The organism is Stenotrophomonas sp. SMYL20, from assembly GCF_036320045.1.
Taxonomy (GTDB): Bacteria; Pseudomonadota; Gammaproteobacteria; order Xanthomonadales; family Xanthomonadaceae; genus Stenotrophomonas; species Stenotrophomonas maltophilia_A.
Window position 1 is genome coordinate 1 of sequence record NZ_JAWIRT010000018.1, and the last position, 17,635, is coordinate 17,635.

Below are 17,635 nucleotides of genomic sequence, written 5' to 3' on the forward strand. Positions count from 1 at the left end.
TCCCCTTTGGGGGCCGTACGATCCTTTATCGACGTTCGTGTGCGGGATGGGGATCGCTCGACTCGTCTGTCGGCTAGTATCCGCAGATGCATGCTTGACGGTCCCTCCACCCTGGCTCCTACATACCGCGTAGGAGCCGGGAGGAACATACAAGCCATGCTCGACTGCGGTGGAAAGACAGTCGAGCATGGCTCGACTCTACAAGGCGGGCACCGGACGCCCCCGTGCGACAATGGGCGCCCCCACGCTTTCCCGGGCCGCTCCGAGCGGCCCGCCGTCGTCCTGATGTCCAATCCCGCTTCCCGTATCGCCACCGCCTCCCCACGCATTGCGCTGGGGGGTATCGGCCTGGCCGCGATCGGCGCCATCGCTGCTTCCGGCAAGGCGATCATTGTCAAGCTCGGCCTGCGTCACGGCGTGGATGCCACCACGCTGCTTGCCCTGCGCATGCTGATGGCGCTGCCGCTGTTCGTACTGATGGCGCTGTGGGCCGCGCGTCGGGCCGAACCACTGTCCTGGGCCGACCGAGCCCGCGTGCTGTGGCTGGGTTTCACCGGCTACTACCTGTCCAGCCTGCTCGACTTCCAGGGCCTGCAGTACATCAGCGTGACGCTGGAACGGCTGATCCTGTACTTGAACCCGACCCTGGTGCTGCTGATCAACGTGCTGCTGGCGCGCCAGCGGCCGGGCCGATGGCAGATCGGCGCGCTGGTGCTGAGTTATCTGGGCGTGCTGCTGGCGTTCGGCCATGACCTGCAGCGCGAGGGTGGGCAGATCATCGTTGGCAGCCTGCTGGTGCTGGGCAGTGCGCTCAGCTATGCGCTGTACCTGTTCGGCAGCGGGCAGGTGGTCGCGCGTATCGGAGCGGTGCGGCTGACCGCTTACGCCAGCTGCGTGGCCAGCGTGCTGGTGCTGCTGCATTTCGCGGTGACCCATCCGCTGCCGTTGTTGTGGCAGGCGCCTGCGGCGGTGCAGTGGTTGTCGCTGGTCAATGCCACCGTGTGCACGGTGCTGCCGGTGCTGGCGATCATGCTGGCAGTGCAGCGCGTGGGTTCGTCGCTGGCCGCGCAGGTCGGTATGCTGGGCCCTGTTTCCACCATCGTGATGAGCCTATGGCTGCTCGACGAACCGATGGGGCCGGCGCAGATCGCCGGCACCGTGCTGGTGCTGATCGGCGTTCTGCTGGTAACCCGCCTGCGGCGCTGACGCCGGAGCAGGCGCGTGCGCGCATCCTGGCGGTGATCCGCGCGATCCCGGCGGGGCAGGTGATGGGCTATGGGCAGGTGGCGATGCGCGCGGGCCTGCCCGGGCGTGCACGCCTGACCGCGCGCATCCTGGGCCAGAACGACGACCCGGACCTGCCCTGGCATCGCGTGCTGCGCTCGGATGGGCGCATTGCCATGGAGGAAGGGTCGGCCGGCTGGCGCGAGCAGTCACAGCGGTTGCGCGCCGAGGGCGTGCGGGTGGAGAACGGCCGGGTGCGGATGCCGGCGGCTGATCCGGCGGCAGCACTGGATGCCGCTGTGTGGGGTCCGGGCTGAGCAACGCTGGCGACTGAACAGGCCGCGCCTGCCGGTCGCCAACAAGACACGGTGCTGCGGCTATGATGGAGGCCGTTCCATGCCGGTGCTCCCATGTTCCCGCGACTGCCTACCGTCACCAAGGCCCTGCTGATCGCCAATGCGATCCTGTTCCTGCTGCAGCAGCCGTTCCTGCTCGGCATGCAGACCTTCGAGCCGTTCATGCTGCAACCCCTTCAGCAGGGTTTCGACGCATTCTCGCCGGGCGGCAACTTCCAGCCCTGGCAGCTGCTGACCTACGGCTTCCTGCATGGCAGCTTCGGCCATCTGTTCTTCAACATGCTGGCGGTCTTCATGTTCGGCGCGCCGCTGGAGCAGACCTGGGGCGAGAAGCGCTTCCTGCTGTATTACCTGGTGTGCGTGGCCGGTGCCGGTGTCTGCCAGCTGCTGGTGGGTACGCTGCTGGAAAACCCGGCCACGGTGCTGGGTGCTTCCGGTGGCGTGTTCGGCCTGCTGCTGGCCTACGGCATGCTGTTCCCCAACCAGCGGGTGATGCTGCTGTTCCCGCCGATCCCGATGAAGGCGCGTACCTTCGTGATCCTGTTCGGTGTGGGCGAGCTGGTGCTGGGCATGACCGGCTGGCAGCCCGGCGTGGCCCACTTCGCGCACCTCGGTGGCATGCTGTTCGGCTGGTTGCTGATCCGCTACTGGCGCGGGCAGCCGCCGTTCAACAAGCGCCGCCCGCCTGGCCCGCCGAAGCGCCCCAACCATCTGCGCAGCGTCAAATGATCCGAAGGATCATTTGACGCTGTAGGTGCCAACCTAGGTTGGCACGCTTTGAATGGGATCATTTGACGCTGTAGGTGCCGACCGTTGGTCGGCACGCTTTGCTGCCTCGTGCCAACCAAGGTTGGCACCTACCAACAGCAGATGATGCAGGCGACGGGGTACACGCGCCTCCACGATGGCGAGGCTCTACAGATCCTGCAACACCACCTGCGCGGCATTGTGCCCGGGCGCACCGGTCACACCGCCACCGGGATGGGTACCCGACCCACACAGATACAACCCCGGAAGGGCGCCGCGATAGCCGGCCTGGCCGAACATCGGCCGTGCCGAGAACAACTGGTTGGCACTGAGCGCACCGTGGAAAATGTCGCCGCCGACCAGGCCGAAGGTGCGTTCCAGATCCAGCGGCGACAGCACCTGCCGACCGAGCACGCTGCCGGCAAAGCCGGGCGCATACCGTTCGACGGTGGCAATCATCAGGTCCGCCACAGTCTCACGGTGATCATCCCAGTGGCGCCCGTCGGGCAGTACCGGCGCCACGTGCTGGCAGAACAGGCTGGCCACATGCTGCCCGCGCGGCGCCAGTGAATCATCCAGCGTGCTCGGAATCAGCATCTCTACGATCGGTTCGCGCGACCAGCCTTCGCGGCGCGCATCCAGCCAGGCGCGGTCCATGTAGTCCAGGCTGGGGGCCATGATGATGCCGGCGCTGAGGTGATCGCCGGGGCCGGGCAGGGCACGGAAGTCCGGCAACCGCGACAGCGCCACGTTCATCCGGAAGGTGCCGGAACCGCAGCGCCAGTTCGTCATGCGTTCGCGTGTGGCAGCGGGTACTTGCGTCGGCTCCAGCAGCTGTTCGTACAGCAGCTTCGGATTGACGTTGGCCACCACCGCGCGTGCACGCAGGGTTTCGCCGTTGACCAGTTCCACCCCCACGACGCGGCCTTGTTCGGTCAGTACCTGTTGCACACCGGCATCCACGCGAAGTTCGGCCCCGGCCTCGCGCGCCGCGCTGGCGATGGCCTGGCTGATCGCGCCCATGCCGCCGATCGCGTGGCCCCACGCACCCTTTACGCCATTGCACTGGCCGAATACGTGGTGCAGCAGTACGTAGGCACTGCCCGCTGTATACGGGCTTGCGTAGTTGCCGACGATGCCATCAAAGCCGAACAGCGCCTTGATCGGCTCGCTCTCGAACCAACGGTCCAGGTACTCCGCCGCCGACAGCGTGAACAGGTCCAGCAGTTCCTGCCGCAGTGGCGCATCCAGCGCCGCCAGTTCGCGGCCGAGTTTCCCCATCTGCCATAGTGCGGGCAGCGCACGCCAACCGCCTGCTACACCCAGGTCGGGCGGCGCGCGCAGGGCCCATGCGCGCAGTACGTCGGCGAAGATTTCCAGGCGTGCCTCGTACGCGGGCAAGCGCTGCGCATCCCGCTCGGAGAACTTCGCCACTTCGGCCTGAGTGCGGCCAGGTGCCGACAACAGATAGCGGTCGTCGGGCAATGGCAGGAAGTTGTTGGCCGGGCGCGCGACGATGCGCAGCCCATGCGCATGCAGCTGCAGGTCGTCGATCACCTTCGGCTGCAGCAGCGAGACCGTGTACGAGGCGACTGAATTGCGGAAGCCGGGATGGAATTCCTCGGTGACTGCAGCGCCGCCAAGAACGCAGCGACGTTCCAGCACCAGCACCTTCTTTCCGGCACGTGCCAGATAGGCCGCGCAGACCAGGCCGTTGTGGCCACCGCCAACGATGATCGCATCCCAGGTCATCTGCACCTCGGAAAAAGGGGACGGAGGGGATTAAGTCGCAACTCGCATGGGGTCACCGGCAATGGGGAAAAAACGACTTAATCCCCTCCGTCCCCTTTTTTGATCGCTGCTTCGATGGTGGCGATGTCGATCTTCTTCATCGGCATCATCGCGTTGAATGCGCGCTTGGCCAGTGCCTTGTCCTGGCTGGTCACCGCTTCGATGAGCATGCGCGGGCTGATCTGCCAGGAGATGCCCCAGCGGTCCTTGCACCAGCCGCATTGGCTCTCCTGGCCACCGTTGCCGACGATCGCATTCCACAGGCGGTCGGTCTCGGCCTGGTCCTCGGTCTGGATCTGGAAGGAAAACGCTTCGCTGTGCTTGAACGCGGTGCCGCCGTTGAGGCCGACGCAGGGGATGCTGCAGACCGTGAATTCAACGGTCAGTACGTTGCCTTCCTTGCCGTCCGGATAGTCACCGGGGGCGTGATGCACGGCGGTCACCGCGCTGTCGGGCAGGATACTGGCGTAGAAGGTGGCGGCCTCGAGCGCGCCGTTGTCATACCAGACACAGATCGTGTTCTTGTGTGCCATGTCGGGGCTCCACGTTGGGCGAAGCCGCAGCGATAGCATGCGCGGTGTTAATCCGGGATCGTGCTGCACCTGCAAAAAAGGAGGGCGCCCGAAGGCGCCCTCTGCGTTACCCGTGTGGCAGCTGGATCAGCGCCAGACCTTGATCTGCTCGGCTTCACTGCGCTGCATCGGCTGGCCGGCCTTGCAGCTGAAGGTGGCGCCGAAGGCCGGCAGGTTGGCCAGCGTGCCGTTGCTGCGCCACAGGCCCGGTGCACGGATGTCGGCGGTCAGGCGACGTACGGCCTCGTTCGGCGCCAGCTGCTGCGCCCACAGCGCAGACCAGGCGCGGAAGAAGCCCTGCTGCTGGGCCTGCTTGGCCTTCGGCTCCTGCGCGACATACGCCGCCCAGGCCAGTTCCAGACCGGCGATGTCGGCCAGGTTCTCCTCCTGGGTGAGCGTGCCGTTGACCTTGGCACCCTTCACGCCCGGGAAGTCGTAGGCGCTGTACTGCGCGGCCACGCGGTTACCGAGCAGGGTCCAGGCGGTCTTGTCGGCCGGGGTCCACCAGCTGCGCAGCTCGCCCTTGGCGTCGACCAGCGCGCCCTTGGCATCGATCGCGCGGGTCAGCTCATGGCCGACCAGGCCACCGAAGCTGCCGAACTTGTCGGCAGCGTCGGCCTTGGCGTTGAACACCGGGCCCTGCAGGATCGCGGCGGTGACGATCAGGCGGTTCTGGGCCAGATCGTAGGCCAGCGACGGCTGCTGCGGCAGCACGTCCCAGCGACGGTCGGCGTTGCCCTTGCCGATGCGCTTCATTTCCTCGCGATGGCGCCAGGTCGAAGCAATCAGCATGTTGCCACCGAACGAACCGCGGCCCATCGGCTGCACGCTGTAGTCGAGGTCGCGCAGCGGGGTGCCGATCTCGATCTTCAGCGCAGCCAGCTTGGCCTGCGCTTCGGCCTTGGCTTCGGTGCTCATCCAGCTGCTGTTCTTGACCGCTTCGATCTGCACTTCGCGCACCTTGTCGACGATCCACGCCGCCTGGCGACGATCTTCGGCGGACAGGTAACGGGCAGCGTATTCGCGACCGACCATCGGGCCAGCGGCTACGTTGATCGCCTCCAGCACGTCTTCCCAGCGCTGCGGCGGCAGGGTTTCGCCACGCAGCACGCGGCCGCGGAATTCGAACTCGGCATCGCGGTAGGCCTTGGACAGGTACGGCGCCATCGAGTCGCCCACGCGCCAGCGCAGGTAGGCCTTCCACTGGTCCGGCTTGAGCTTGGTGACCATGCCGTCGAGCTGCTTGAACAGGCCCGGGTCGGCCAGCGAGACCAGGTCGTCATCCACGCCCTGTGCCTTCAGGAAGGCATCCAGCTGCAGGTTGCGGTAGCGGCTGTTGAGCTCCTTGGTGGAGATCGGCGCGTAGTTGTTGAACGGGTTGTTGATGCCGGCCAGCGACTGCGCATTGCGTGCCAGCTCGGTTTCCAGCGCGATCACCGCCTGCGACTCGGCATCCAGCTTGGCCGCCGGGGTGCCGGTCAGCGCCAGGATCTGCTTGACGTAGTTGCGGTAGCGGCCCATCAGCGCCACGGTGTCGGCGTCGGTACGGGTATAGAACGCCGGATCCGGCAGGCCCATGCCGCCCTGCATGAAGTAGCCGATGTGACGGTCCAGTGCTTTCAGATCGACGTCGGGGCCGAAGTTGAATGCCACCGGGATGCCGACTTGGTGCAGTGCGGCGATCGAGGCCGGCACATCCTTGGCCTTCTTGATGGCGTTGATGCGGGTCAGCAGCGGGGCGATCGGGTTGGAGCCGTCTGCTTCCACGGCCGCTTCGTCCAGGCCACTGGCCCAGAAGTCACCCAGCAGCTTCTGCACGTTGCCCTGCGGCGCCTTCATCGCTGCGTCGAGCAGTTCACGCTGCTGCTGGCGGCTGCGGTCGACCAGCTGGCCCAGCGCGGTGGTGGCGCCGGTCTGCGGCACCGGGTTGGCCTTCAGCCAGCCTGCATTGGTGGCGTCGTAGAAGTCGCTGCACTGGGCACTGACAGCCGGGGCACGCGCGGCCTTTTTCTTGGCGGCGAAGGCATCGTGGGTCGGGACCAGAGTCGCCAGGCTGATGCCCAGGGCGATGGCAAGCGGACGGAAATTGGGCATGTGGAACGAATCCGTGATGGATTGAGGGCGCGCGCACTATAGCAAGCCGCGCATGGGCGCGGCATGCACGCATCACGGCGCATCCGCCGGGCATGGCCCGGCGCTACCGGGTGTGTGGCATCGACATCGCATGCACGCATCACGGTGGCTCCGCCGTGCCGTGCGCCGACCAAGGTCGGCATCTACCAACGGCGTGGGCCTGCACAGGCGCAGCAGATCCACGCCATGCGTGGATGACGGGCGCGGCAAAAAAACAAAGGCCCGGGAAATCCCGGGCCTTTGCAGGTCTACCTTGGCATCAGCCAGGGCTTACCAGATCACCACCTGCTGCTCGCCGGCGCGGGCCATCGGCGAACCGGCCTTGCACTGGAAGGCCGCGGCAAAGGTCGGCAGGTTCGACGGCGCACCCATGGCTCGGAACTGCGCCGGCGCGTGCGGGTCAGTGGCCAGGCGGACCTTGGCGTTTTCCGGGGTGTACTTGGTGCGCCACACGGTGGCCCAGTTGAAGAAGAAGCGCTGGTCGCGGGTGAAGCCATCGACCTTTGCATCTTCCTTGCCGGCGGACGCCTTCTGCAGCGCGTCGTAGGCGGTAGCCAAGCCGCCCAGGTCGGCGATGTTCTCGCCCAGGGTCAGGTGACCGTTCACGGCCTGGCCGTCGACCTTGTACTGGTCGAACTGCTTGACCAGCTTGCCGGTCAAGCCTTCGAAGTTCTTCTTGTCAGCGGCGGTCCACCAGTCTTCCATGTTGCCGGTCGGCCCGAAGCGTGCACCCTGGTCGTCGTAACCGTGGGTCATTTCGTGGCCGATCACCGCACCGATGCCGCCATAGTTCAGTGCGTCGTCGGCCTTCGGATCGAAGAACGGCGGCTGCAGGATGGCGGCCGGGAACACGATCTCGTTCTGCAGCGGGTTGTAGTAGGCGTTGACCGTCTGCGGGGTCATGCCCCACTCGGTCTTGTCCACCGGCTTGCCGATCTTGGACAGGTTGAACTTGTAATTGAACTCACTGGCCGCGCGCACATTGCCCAGGTAGCTGTCGCGCTGGGTCTGCAGGCCCGCCCAGTCACGCCACTTGTCCGGGTAACCGATCTTCGGAGTGAAGGTTTCCCACTTGGCGATGGCCTTGGCCTTGGTTTCATCGCTCATCCAGCTCAGGCCCTGGATGCGTTCCTTCAGCGAGGCGGCCAGGTTCTTCACCAGCTCTTCCATCTTCGCCTTGGCTTCCGGCGAGAAGGCAACCTTCACGTACAGCTGGCCGAAGGCTTCACCGGCGTCGTTCTCGATGGTGCCCAGCACGCGCTTCCAGCGCGGCTTCTGTTCCTTCTGGCCATTGAGGGTCTTGCCGTAGAACTCGTAGTTCTCCTGCACGAAGGCATCGGCCAGGTACGGCGAGGCGCTGTCCACGGTGTGGAAGCGCAGGTAGGCGCGCCACACCGACGGATCGGTATCGCCCAGCGCCTTGCTCACTTCCTCATGGAAGGCCGGCATGGCCAGCGAGAACTTCTCCGGCGCGGCTACGCCCTGCGACTTGAAGAACTCGGTCCAGCTGAAGTTCGGGGTCAGCTTGTCAGCGTCGGCCAGGGTGACCGGGTTGTAGTACAGCTCGACGTTGCGCGACAGCTCCACGCGCGACTTGGAGGCCTTGGCCAGGCGGGTCTCGAACTTGACCACGTCCTCGGCCTGCTTGGCAGCGTCGGCAGCGGCGACGCCGGACAGCTCCAGCACCTTGGCGACGTGCGCCTGGTAGGCCTTCAGCTTGTCGGCGTTCTTGGCATCGGTGTAGTAGGTGCTGTCCGGCAGGCCCAGGCCGCCCTGGCTGGCGTAGGCCAGGTTGACGGCCGAGTTCTTGAAGTCGGCTTCGGCGCCGAAGCCGAACAGGACGTTGTCACCCTTGGCCGCGCTGCTGCGCAGGTAGTCGGCGATGGCCGCCTTGTCCTGCAGGCCGTCGATCGCGGTCAGGTCGGCCTTCAGCGGCTCGATGCCCTGGGCATTGATCTTGGCTTCGTCCATGCCGGTGGCCCACAGGTCGCCGACGATCTTCTCGATATGGTTCGGGTTCTTGACCTGCGCGACCTGTTCAGCCAACTGGTGCTGCACGGCTACCGAACGCTCGTCGAGGATGGTGAACGCGCCCCAGCTGGTGCGGTCGCCCGGAATTTCATTGGCGGCCAGCCACTTGCTGTTCACGTAGTCGCCGAAGGCGCCACAGGCGTCCTTGCTGGCATCCAGATCGCTGGGCTGGAAGGCGTTGTAGGCCGGCAGCTTGCTCTCGTCCAGCGTGTAGTTGGTGGCTTCGGCCGCAGCCGGCGTGGAGGCGGTGGCATCCTTGGCCGGGGTTTCGTTCTTGCCGCAGCCGACCAGCGCGGCCGAAACGGCCAGGGTCAGCAGCACGATCTTGGGAGTACGGGTCACTTTGATGGCCTCCAGGCCGAGTGAGTCAGGGAAGGGCCGCGGGGACGGCCGTGGGCCGAACAATACGCCGCCGGCCTGCCCTGCAAGGGTGTCGAAGGTCATGGCCGGGCGCAAGGGGGCCGCTTCGTGGGCCGGAAAAGACAGACCCGGCAAAAGCCGGGTCTGTCGGGGTACTGCGATCAGGCGTGGATCAGAACTTGTACTTCAGACGCACGAACGGGGTGCGGCCGTACAGGTCGTACTGGGTTGCGAATGCCGGGATGTTGCCGTAGCGGGCATCGCTGACGCCGGTGGAGATCAACGGCGGGGTCTTGTTGAAGATGTTGCTGACACCCACCAGGATTTCCCAGTCGGCCTGCGCGTAGCTGACCGAAGCGGTGTGGTACGTGCGCGAATCGGCAACGATGTCACGGTAGGAGTTCGGACGGCCCTGATAGGTGTACACCGGGTTCAGGTCGATGTCTTCGGTCTTGTGGATATAGGTGGTCAGCCAGTTGAACGACCAGTCGCCACGGGTCAGGCTCAGTGCCAGATTGCCCACGACTTTGGGACGGCCGATGTCGCCCAGCAGTTCCGAGGATTCCAGGCCGCTTGCAGCCGCACTGGAGAACACTTCCTGGGTGTCTTCGATCGTGTAGGTGACCTGGGTCTCGGCCGAGAACTTGCCGAACGAGAAGTCGTGATCGAAGTTGGCGGTCAGGTCGTAACCACGGGTGCGCTGCTTGTTGATGTTGATGTACTTGTTCTGGATCTCGGTCACCGCATACGGCTGGTTGCCGGTAGCCGGGTTGCGCTTCAGCAGGTCGCAGTAGCTGTTCGGGTACACCGTGCCGCCGTAGCAGCCGCGCATGATGTTGGTGCTGCCGAGCTGGGCGATTTCATCCTTCACTTCATAGTCGAAGTAGTCGATGGCCACGCTGAGGTTGGCGAAGGTCGGAGTGAACACGATACCCGCAGTCTTCGCACGCGAGGTTTCGGGAATCAGGCCACTGCCACCGCCGGTGGCGTACGAGGTACCGCTCGAGCCGCCGCCCGCATAATCGGCGGGAATACCTGCGGCTGCGCAGTTGGTCTGATAGGCGCTGTTGGAGCTTTCACCCCAGCGGACGCACGGATCGTTTGCCTGCTGGAAGAAGCCGGTCTGGTTGCCCAGGTACAGCTCATACAGGCCCGGAGCACGGTAGGAAGTGCCGATCGAGCCACGCAGACGCACCGATGGGATGATCTGCCAGTTCAGGCCGACCTTCCAGACGTTGTCCGAACCGGACACAGTGTCGTACTTGAATACACGGCCGGAGGCGTTCAGGCTCAGCGACTCCACCGCAGGCAGGCCCTTCAGCAGCGGTACGTCCAACTCGACGAAGGCTTCCTTGACCTTGTCGTTGCCCTTGGTCACATCAGCCGAGGACGAGCCCCAGATGTCACCGGCGCGCGACAGTTCGCCCGGCTGGTCGTTGATCGAGTAGTAGCGGTATTCCAGGCCGCCCGCAAAACCGACCGCACCCGCCGGCATCTCGAACAGGTCGCCGCTGACGACGGCGTTGATGGTGGCCTGCTTGTAGATGGTTTTGCCCCAGTCCCAGACGCCCAGCTTGTCGACCAGTTCATCGACCTTGCGGCCGCTGAGGTACTCCGGATCGAAGTAGTTCACCGCCGGAGGAGCATCGGTGTAGTCCAGGTCGCCGCTCTTGGAGGCCTGGATGGCCAGGTTACCGTACTTGCCCTTGGAGTGGCTGAAGTTCGCATTGACTTCCCATGCCCAGGTGTCGGTGCCCTTGAACAGGCCGTCAAGCTTGGTGGCAGCATAGAAGTAGTCGACCGTCACATCCTGTTGCGACTTGAACAGCATCACCGGATTGGCTTCGATGCGGGTGCCCGGCAGGTATGCGTACGGGAAGAACTGGCGCCAGGCGAACGTTTCGGTTTCGCGGCGGTTGAACAGGAACTGCGTCTTCCAGTTGACCGAATCGAAGCCGAAATCGGTTGCCAGGTAGACCGTCTTGCGTTCCTGCTGGTTGATGATCTGGCCCTCGCCCCAACGGGCGAAGTTCAACGGCTCATCGTAGAAGGCCTGGCCACGCGCATAGGTCTGGGTCTTGCGCGGGCGGTAGCCCGGCAGCGGGCCGACAGTGGTGCCATCACCCGACGGCACATAGCGGGTGCTGCCGATGTCGACCACGTTGTGAAGCATGTTGTTGCAGCCGGCCAGCGGGGTGCCGGCGTTGACCGAGCGATCTTCGCGATCGATGCGGTTGCCGTCCGCGTCCTTGATCAGGTCGTTGCCGCACTTCAGATAGTCGCGGTCGCCGCGGGTCAGCTCATAGTGCTTGTACCACTCGACGGCAGCCACGACGCTGCCCTTTTCGAAGTTCCAGCCATTGGCCAGCGACGCCGAGAACACTTCACCGCCGCCTTCGGTCGGGACGCGGCCGGTAACGGTCAGCTCCGGGCGCTCGATGTTCTTCTTGGTGATCAGGTTGACCACACCGGCCACGGCGTCGGAACCATAGATCGAGGACGAACCGTCCTTCACGATCTCGGCACGCTGCAGGATGGCGGTGGGAATGACGTTCAGGTCGAAGGCGCCGACGGCGCCACGGGTACCGGCCGGGCCGGGGCGCTGGCCATCGAGCAGCACCAGGGTACGGTTGGCGCCCAGGCCGCGAAGCGACACGGTCTGTACGCCGGTGCCGCCGTCCACGACGAAGCCGCCGAACTGGTGGGTGATCTGGGTTTCGGCCGAACCGATGGCCGACTTCTGCAGGAACTCGGCCACGTTGACCTGGCCTTGCTTCGCGTTGGTTTCGGCGTTGATGGTGAACACCGGCGAAGTGGTCTCGTAGTCCGCACGGCGGATCAGGGAGCCGGTGACCGTAACCTTGTCAAGATCGGTTGCGCGGGTGGAAGCGCTTGAGCTGCTTGACGCCTTTGCTTCCTGCTGGGTGGATTCCTGGGCCAGAGCCGGTGCGACCTGCAGGCAGGCCAGCACAGCAAGAGTCAACGGGACGCGGCTTGGCTTTGATTGGCGGTTGGCGTTGCGCATTTCGTTTTGATCCCCACTTGTTATGCTTCGGTTAATGGAGTGTATGAGTCGCGTAAAGTAAATGCAACATGAATATTAAAATATCTTAACTTGCTGTTGTTATAGGGAAATTCAGTATTTGGAGCATGGAAAAGCCCCTGCCTGGCCGGCAGGGGCTTGGTGAAAGCGAGGGTGCCCGGGGAGGGATCAGAGGCCGCCGGGGCCGCAATCCTTGCTCAGGTAGTCGGCCATGAGCGTCAATGTCGTCCGGAAGTGCACGGGGTACCAGGGCATGCTGTGCGGCATGTCGGGGATCAGCTCGAACCGGGCCGGCACCTTGCCCTGTACGCCGTTGTAGAAGTTCCTCGCATGGAAGGACGGCGTGCGTACGTCACGGTCGCCGACGAAGGTCAGCAGAGGAATCGTGGCCTTCGCAGTGTTCTGCATCGGGTCCATGCCCTTCACCGTGCGCCCCTGCAGAATGCGTTGCAGGCGGTTCTGGCTCCAGGAGGTGCCCAGCCGGCCAAGATCGGTGACCGGGGCGCCAGCGATGGCGCACTGGTAGGGGGAGGGGCTGCGCACTGTCGCGGCGGCAGCCGCGAAGCCGCCGTAGGAATAGCCGAAGATCGCGATACGGTCCTTGGCGGCGATGCCCTGTGAGACCAGCCAGGCGGCGCCGTCATCCTTGTCGTCCTGCATCTTCTGGCCCCACTCGGCGTCACCTGCCAGCCAGAGCTTGCGGCCAAGGCCGGCGCTGCCGCGGTACTGAGGGCGCAACACGGCGTAGCCGCGCGAAGTGAAGAACGGCACCCAGCCGGATTCATCCCAGCCGGTGTAGTCGCGTGCCCACGGCCCGCCGTGCGGATGAACGAGTGCCGGCAGCGGGCCGTCGCCCTGCTTCCAGCCCGGCGGGAGATCCAGAATCGCTGGAATCTGCAGCCCATCGCGTGCGGTGTAGGTCACCCAGCGTTGTTCACCGATCTGCTTGCTGTCCACCCAGGGGCGCTCATTGCCGAGTGGCACGACATCCTTGCGATCGGCCAGGATGAAGTAGCTCTTCGGGTTGCGGTTGCTTTCCGTGGTGAACAGGACGCGCGAAAGGTCGTCGTTGTAGCCGGTGATGTAGATGCTCAGGCCGGGATAGGCTTTCTGCAGGCCCTCCTGCAGGGCCTTCATCTGCGGATCCACGTACACGGCCTGTCGCTGCGGACCGTCGATATAGAAGCCGAGGACCTGGTTGAAGTTGCTCTTGCGCGTGCCCAGGATCAGTGAACTGATCGAGAAGGACGGATGGGCGGCCAGAGGCTCCTTGTCGAACTCCTTTTTGGCAGGATCGTACAGTCGCGCCTGCACCAGATCCGAGAACTGGTCGGTCAGCACGTACAGCTTGCCGCTGTCATCGTCTATGCCGACGACTTCCACCGTATAGCGTTCGCTCAGTCGGGTGGTCAGGGGGGCGTGCACTTCGAACTGGCCGGCGCTGTTCTTGATCAGAATGCGTTGTTCGAAATCGTCGGAGCCGGCGGATTCGACCTGGGTCTGGGTAAGGACTTCACCTGTGCGGGGATGGAACAGGCCGGGTGACGTGCGGGAGCTGCCTTTGAACAGCAGTTCGGTCTGGCCCGTGCGCAGGTTGAAGCGATAGTAGTTGGCCTGCAGCGTGGCCTCATTGAGCTGGCTGATGATGACCCTGTCTGCATCCAGCGGCAGCCCATGGACGAGCGAGGCGGTACCCGCAAGTTCGAGGCAGCGAAGGGTCTCGGGGCTGACCCCGAGCGTGCGGGTGTTGTTGGCGAACGCCTCGTCGAACTTGGTCTGGGTGGCGTCGGTGAGGTAGGCCTTGGTCAGGAAGGTCTTGGTGGCTCCCGTACTGTTGCCTTCACCGCAGCCGCCGAGTTTGCCTGTCCATTCCTGGCGCCCGATGACGAGGTTGCGTCCCGCCTTCAGTGCGCTTGCCGCGATGAACTTCATCCGGTCACCGGATGGCGTGATGGCGACCGGACCGGCGCCGAGGTTATCCAGGTTCCAGTTGGCCAGGGCGGTATCGCTGTTGTCGCTGCCGGGCGCGGCGACGATCGCGACCAGCTGCTTGCCGTCGGCGCTCATGGTGACCGACTGGATGGTGGGGATCTTGGCGAAATCCTCGGCTGGCAGAGGGCTTGCGAGGGCAGGGGCAATGCACAGCGCCGCCAGTGCGGCGGCGCCAAGGCGGGCGGGGGACAAGCGCAGTTCCATGGTCGGCAGGGTCCTTGTGGCGGGCACATCAATATGACCTGAAGATGAACGAAGACGTGAATCCAGTCAACTTGGCGTGAATGCCCGGGCGCGCGTCACGCCCTGGAGGGACGACCAGCAAAAAAAGACCCCGCCGGGGCGGGGTCTTTGGTGCGGCAAGGGCCTGGATCAGTGATCGCCGAACTCGTACTTGGCCTGCACATAGATGGCACGCCCGTAGGCGTTGTACAGGTAATTGTTGTACGGCTGGCCGCTGGTGCCGGCGAAGCTGAAGCGCTGGTTGTCCGGCATCTTGTTGAACACGTTGTTGACCATCAGCGACAGGGTCAGGTTGTCCAATGCACGGTAGTTCACGCTCAGGTTGTAAGTGGTGTAGGAGCCCCACTTGCCTGCCTTGTAGCCGGAGCTGTGGACGTAGTCGTAGCCATTGCCCACGTACGCCATGTAGTTCGGCGTCTTGCCAATGTAATTGGCGTACAGGGTGGTGGTCCACTTGTCCTTGGCCCAGCCGACCGAACCATCGGCGCGCACCTTGGCGTACGAGTCGTACACCCACATCGCGTACGGGTCACGCAGCAGGTCCAGGAACTCATCGCCCGGCTGCGGCTGCAGTTCGCGCTTGAGCATGTCGGTGTAGTTGCCCGAGAACTGAAGCGAACCGAAGCGACCCATGTCGTGCACGTACTTGAAGCTGGCGGTCAGCGCTTCCAGGTTCTGGCGGGCGACGTTCATCTTCGGGGTGTAGATCTCGTCCAGCACGCCGGACGCATCGCGGGTGATCCAGTCGTTGACGTTCTGGCAGCTGGCCGAGGTGTTGTTGGCCTGGCCGCCACGGCAGTAGTACTCAGCCAGCAGCAGCTGGTCGGAGCTGAGCGTATCGACCTCGTTCTTGATCTTCCAGTTGTAGTAGTCCACCGACAGCGACAGGTTGTTGATCGGTGCCCACACAACACCTGCATTCCAGACGTCGGCGGTGATCGGTTCCAGGTCCGGGTTGCCGGCGCGGGTGCCGAACACCGAGACGCTGTCATACGGGCAGCCGGTGGTGTTGGCCGGGTCGTAGCCCAACTGGCCGCAACGGTAGTAGTCGGTGGAGCCGTTGGCGTAGTAGCCGCTACGGCCCTGGAACGCGTCGGACAGCGTCGGAGCGCGGAACGCCGTACCGTACTTGCCGCGGAACAGCAGGCTTTCGATCGGACGGAACTCGACGCCGATGCTGTAGGTGGACTTGTCGACGGTGTTGCTGCCGATCTTGAAGGCGTCGTAGCGACCGGAACCGGTCACCGTCAGCATGTCATGCAGGGGCAGGCGCAGTTCGCCGGTCACCGCATAGTTGCTGCGGTGGCCAGCACCGGAGACCGCCGTGGTGCCCCAGACGCTGCCATCCATCAGGCCCGGATCGGGGCTGTAGTCCCAGCCTTCGCTTCCACCTTCAACGACCACGGCCAGGCCGGCGTCGCCGCCGGGCAGCTTGAACAGTGATCCATTGGTGACCTGTGCACGGGCCAGGTTCTGCCAGGTGCGGCTCTGGCTGTAGCTGTAGCCGGTGAAGGTCTGGAAGTCACCGGCCGGCAGCGGCGCGTAGAACGCTTCCCAGTTCGGGCTGTAGATGTCGTAGCCGGTGCTGGTGGTTCCCAGCACCGGGCCGAGCACGCGCTGTTCGAAGTAATCGTTGATCGGGTCATTCCAGCGCACGAAGTTGCGCTCGGTCAGCTTGTACTCGCCGCGGGTGAAGCTGAGGCTGTAGTCCCAGTTGCCGGCCGTGCCGCGGCCGCCCAGCGTCACCTGATAGGCCTTGTTGCGGTCGGTGTTCATGATGTCGCGGTAGCCGGCGCCGCCGATGTCTTCCGGGGCGAACACGCGCTGCAGGTTCATGTACTGGCCGCTGGCCTGGTCGTAGAAGCGGCCCCAACCGGAAGAGGTGCCCCACCAGGTGTAGCCGGAACCCGTCGCGTACTTGACCTCTTCCAGGCTGTACAGCGCATCGCCGAACAGCTGGAAATTGTCATTCACGTCGAAGGTGGCAGAGCTGTAGATCTGCGCGCTTTCCTTGCCGTTCTTGATGGTCTTGTAGCCGGTGCCATAGGTCGAGCCGCATGCCTGGCCGGTGGGCCGGGTGCCGAGCACGGTGGTGCCATCGAACTGCCCGGCGACGTTGGCGCACAGGTTCGGGTCCATCATCGCGTAACGGTTGTTGTTGGCCGGCAGCAGCACCAGGAAATCGTTGGAGACGTACTGCGGGCTGTAGCCGTCGGGATTGTTGACCTTGGTCAGATCGCGTTGGTAGCCCCAGATCGGGCTGGTCTTTTCGTACTGCACATTGACCAGCGCGTGGAAGCGGTCATCGACACCATTGAAGCCGCGGGCGCCGCTGAAGCGGAAGCTGTTGCCGCCGCCTTCGCTGTAGGCGCCGCCACGGACGTTGAGGACGCCACCATCCATGCGTTCCTTGAGGATGATGTTGACCACGCCAGCGATCGCATCGGAGCCATACAGTGAGGACTGGCCGCCCGGCAGGATCTCGATGCGCTCGACGATGTCGATCGGAATGCCGCTGATGTTGTTGAACGTATCGCCGCCGTTGTACAGCGCCGGATATGAAAGCATCGGGCGGCCGTTGATGAGGTACTTGGTGTAACCCGGGCTGAGGCCGAACATGCCGGCGGCTTCGGCGCCCTGGGTGAACGAGGCCGAGGTCTGGCCACCCTGCAGGCCGCCAGTGGACAGCGAGGACTGCTGCAGGACATCGGCAACGCTGGTGAAGCCGCGGGTCTGGATGTCCTCTGCGGTCACGGTCAGGACCGGCGTGTGGTTCTCGATCTCGGTCTGCGGAATCAGCGAACCGGTGACCGTCACGCGGTCAAGCTGGGTCGGTGCATTGCCGCTTTGCGCCAGGGCCGTGCCGGAGGCGAGCAGTGTGCCGAGCAGGGCGAGCGTCAGTGGGTGGCGCGAGAGTGTGGAACGATGGCGAGACATGGAAAATCCCCGTAGTTAGCGATGTCTTGGCTACCGGCTTCCGTGTCGGCTTAACGATCTGTTCAGTTGCATTCCATTCAGCCGGACCGTAACACGCACTTAACGCAGGGAACACACGATCGTCATTTCGTCAATCGGGCTTTTGCCTGAAAAATGGCGATATATCAATGACTAACGCCAATTGTTTTGGAGTGTTTCAAAAGATG

Annotated in this window: 10 protein-coding genes; 3 read left to right on the forward strand and 7 right to left on the reverse strand. The window is 64.3% G+C overall.

Annotation, left to right across the window (positions count from 1 at the left end):
• The first annotated feature begins 285 nt into the window (after positions 1 to 285).
• The 3 genes from V3B48_RS14375 to V3B48_RS14385 all read left to right on the forward strand — a co-directional run bounded on the left by V3B48_RS14375 (position 286) and on the right by V3B48_RS14385 (position 2,309).
• Complete coding sequence (locus V3B48_RS14375; RefSeq protein ID WP_164080550.1) at positions 286 to 1,206, forward strand: DMT family transporter; 921 nt, start codon at positions 286 to 288, stop codon at positions 1,204 to 1,206.
• Positions 1,203 to 1,541 carry an MGMT family protein gene (locus V3B48_RS14380; RefSeq protein ID WP_258015697.1) on the forward strand — a complete coding sequence of 113 codons (339 nt, stop codon included), beginning with the start codon at positions 1,203 to 1,205 and terminating at the stop codon, positions 1,539 to 1,541. Before V3B48_RS14375 ends, V3B48_RS14380 begins: the two co-directional genes overlap by 4 nt.
• Before the next feature lie 93 nt (positions 1,542 to 1,634).
• Positions 1,635 to 2,309: a rhomboid family intramembrane serine protease gene (locus V3B48_RS14385; RefSeq protein ID WP_005410509.1), complete on the forward strand. Its 675-nt coding sequence runs from the start codon at positions 1,635 to 1,637 to the stop codon at positions 2,307 to 2,309.
• A 186-nt stretch (positions 2,310 to 2,495) separates the two neighbouring features.
• Here V3B48_RS14385 and V3B48_RS14390 read toward each other — a convergent pair whose 3' ends face one another.
• From V3B48_RS14390 to V3B48_RS14420, 7 genes are all read right to left on the reverse strand, one after another.
• Positions 2,496 to 4,079 carry an NAD(P)/FAD-dependent oxidoreductase gene (locus V3B48_RS14390; protein ID WP_329893967.1) on the reverse strand — a complete coding sequence of 528 codons (1,584 nt, stop codon included), beginning with the start codon at positions 4,077 to 4,079 and terminating at the stop codon, positions 2,496 to 2,498.
• Between the two features lie 77 nt (positions 4,080 to 4,156).
• Positions 4,157 to 4,651, reverse strand: a complete 495-nt coding sequence (locus V3B48_RS14395; RefSeq protein ID WP_329893968.1) for a VOC family protein — start codon at positions 4,649 to 4,651, stop codon at positions 4,157 to 4,159.
• 126 nt (positions 4,652 to 4,777) lie between these two features.
• Positions 4,778 to 6,784: a M13 family metallopeptidase gene (locus V3B48_RS14400; protein ID WP_049460715.1), complete on the reverse strand. Its 2,007-nt coding sequence runs from the start codon at positions 6,782 to 6,784 to the stop codon at positions 4,778 to 4,780.
• A 309-nt stretch (positions 6,785 to 7,093) separates the two neighbouring features.
• Entirely contained in the window at positions 7,094 to 9,196 is a 2,103-nt protein-coding gene (locus tag V3B48_RS14405; RefSeq protein ID WP_049398732.1) for a M13-type metalloendopeptidase, read from the reverse strand.
• Positions 9,197 to 9,386: 190 nt separating this feature from the next.
• Positions 9,387 to 12,239, reverse strand: a complete 2,853-nt coding sequence (locus tag V3B48_RS14410) for a TonB-dependent receptor (RefSeq protein ID WP_125893993.1) — start codon at positions 12,237 to 12,239, stop codon at positions 9,387 to 9,389.
• A gap of 186 nt (positions 12,240 to 12,425) precedes the next feature.
• Positions 12,426 to 14,453 (reverse strand): prolyl oligopeptidase family serine peptidase, encoded by a 2,028-nt coding sequence (locus V3B48_RS14415; protein ID WP_154264099.1) that lies wholly within the window; start codon positions 14,451 to 14,453, stop codon positions 12,426 to 12,428.
• A 168-nt stretch (positions 14,454 to 14,621) separates the two neighbouring features.
• Positions 14,622 to 17,429 (reverse strand): TonB-dependent receptor, encoded by a 2,808-nt coding sequence (locus tag V3B48_RS14420; protein ID WP_049460709.1) that lies wholly within the window; start codon positions 17,427 to 17,429, stop codon positions 14,622 to 14,624.
• Between the last annotated feature and the right edge of the window lie 206 nt (positions 17,430 to 17,635).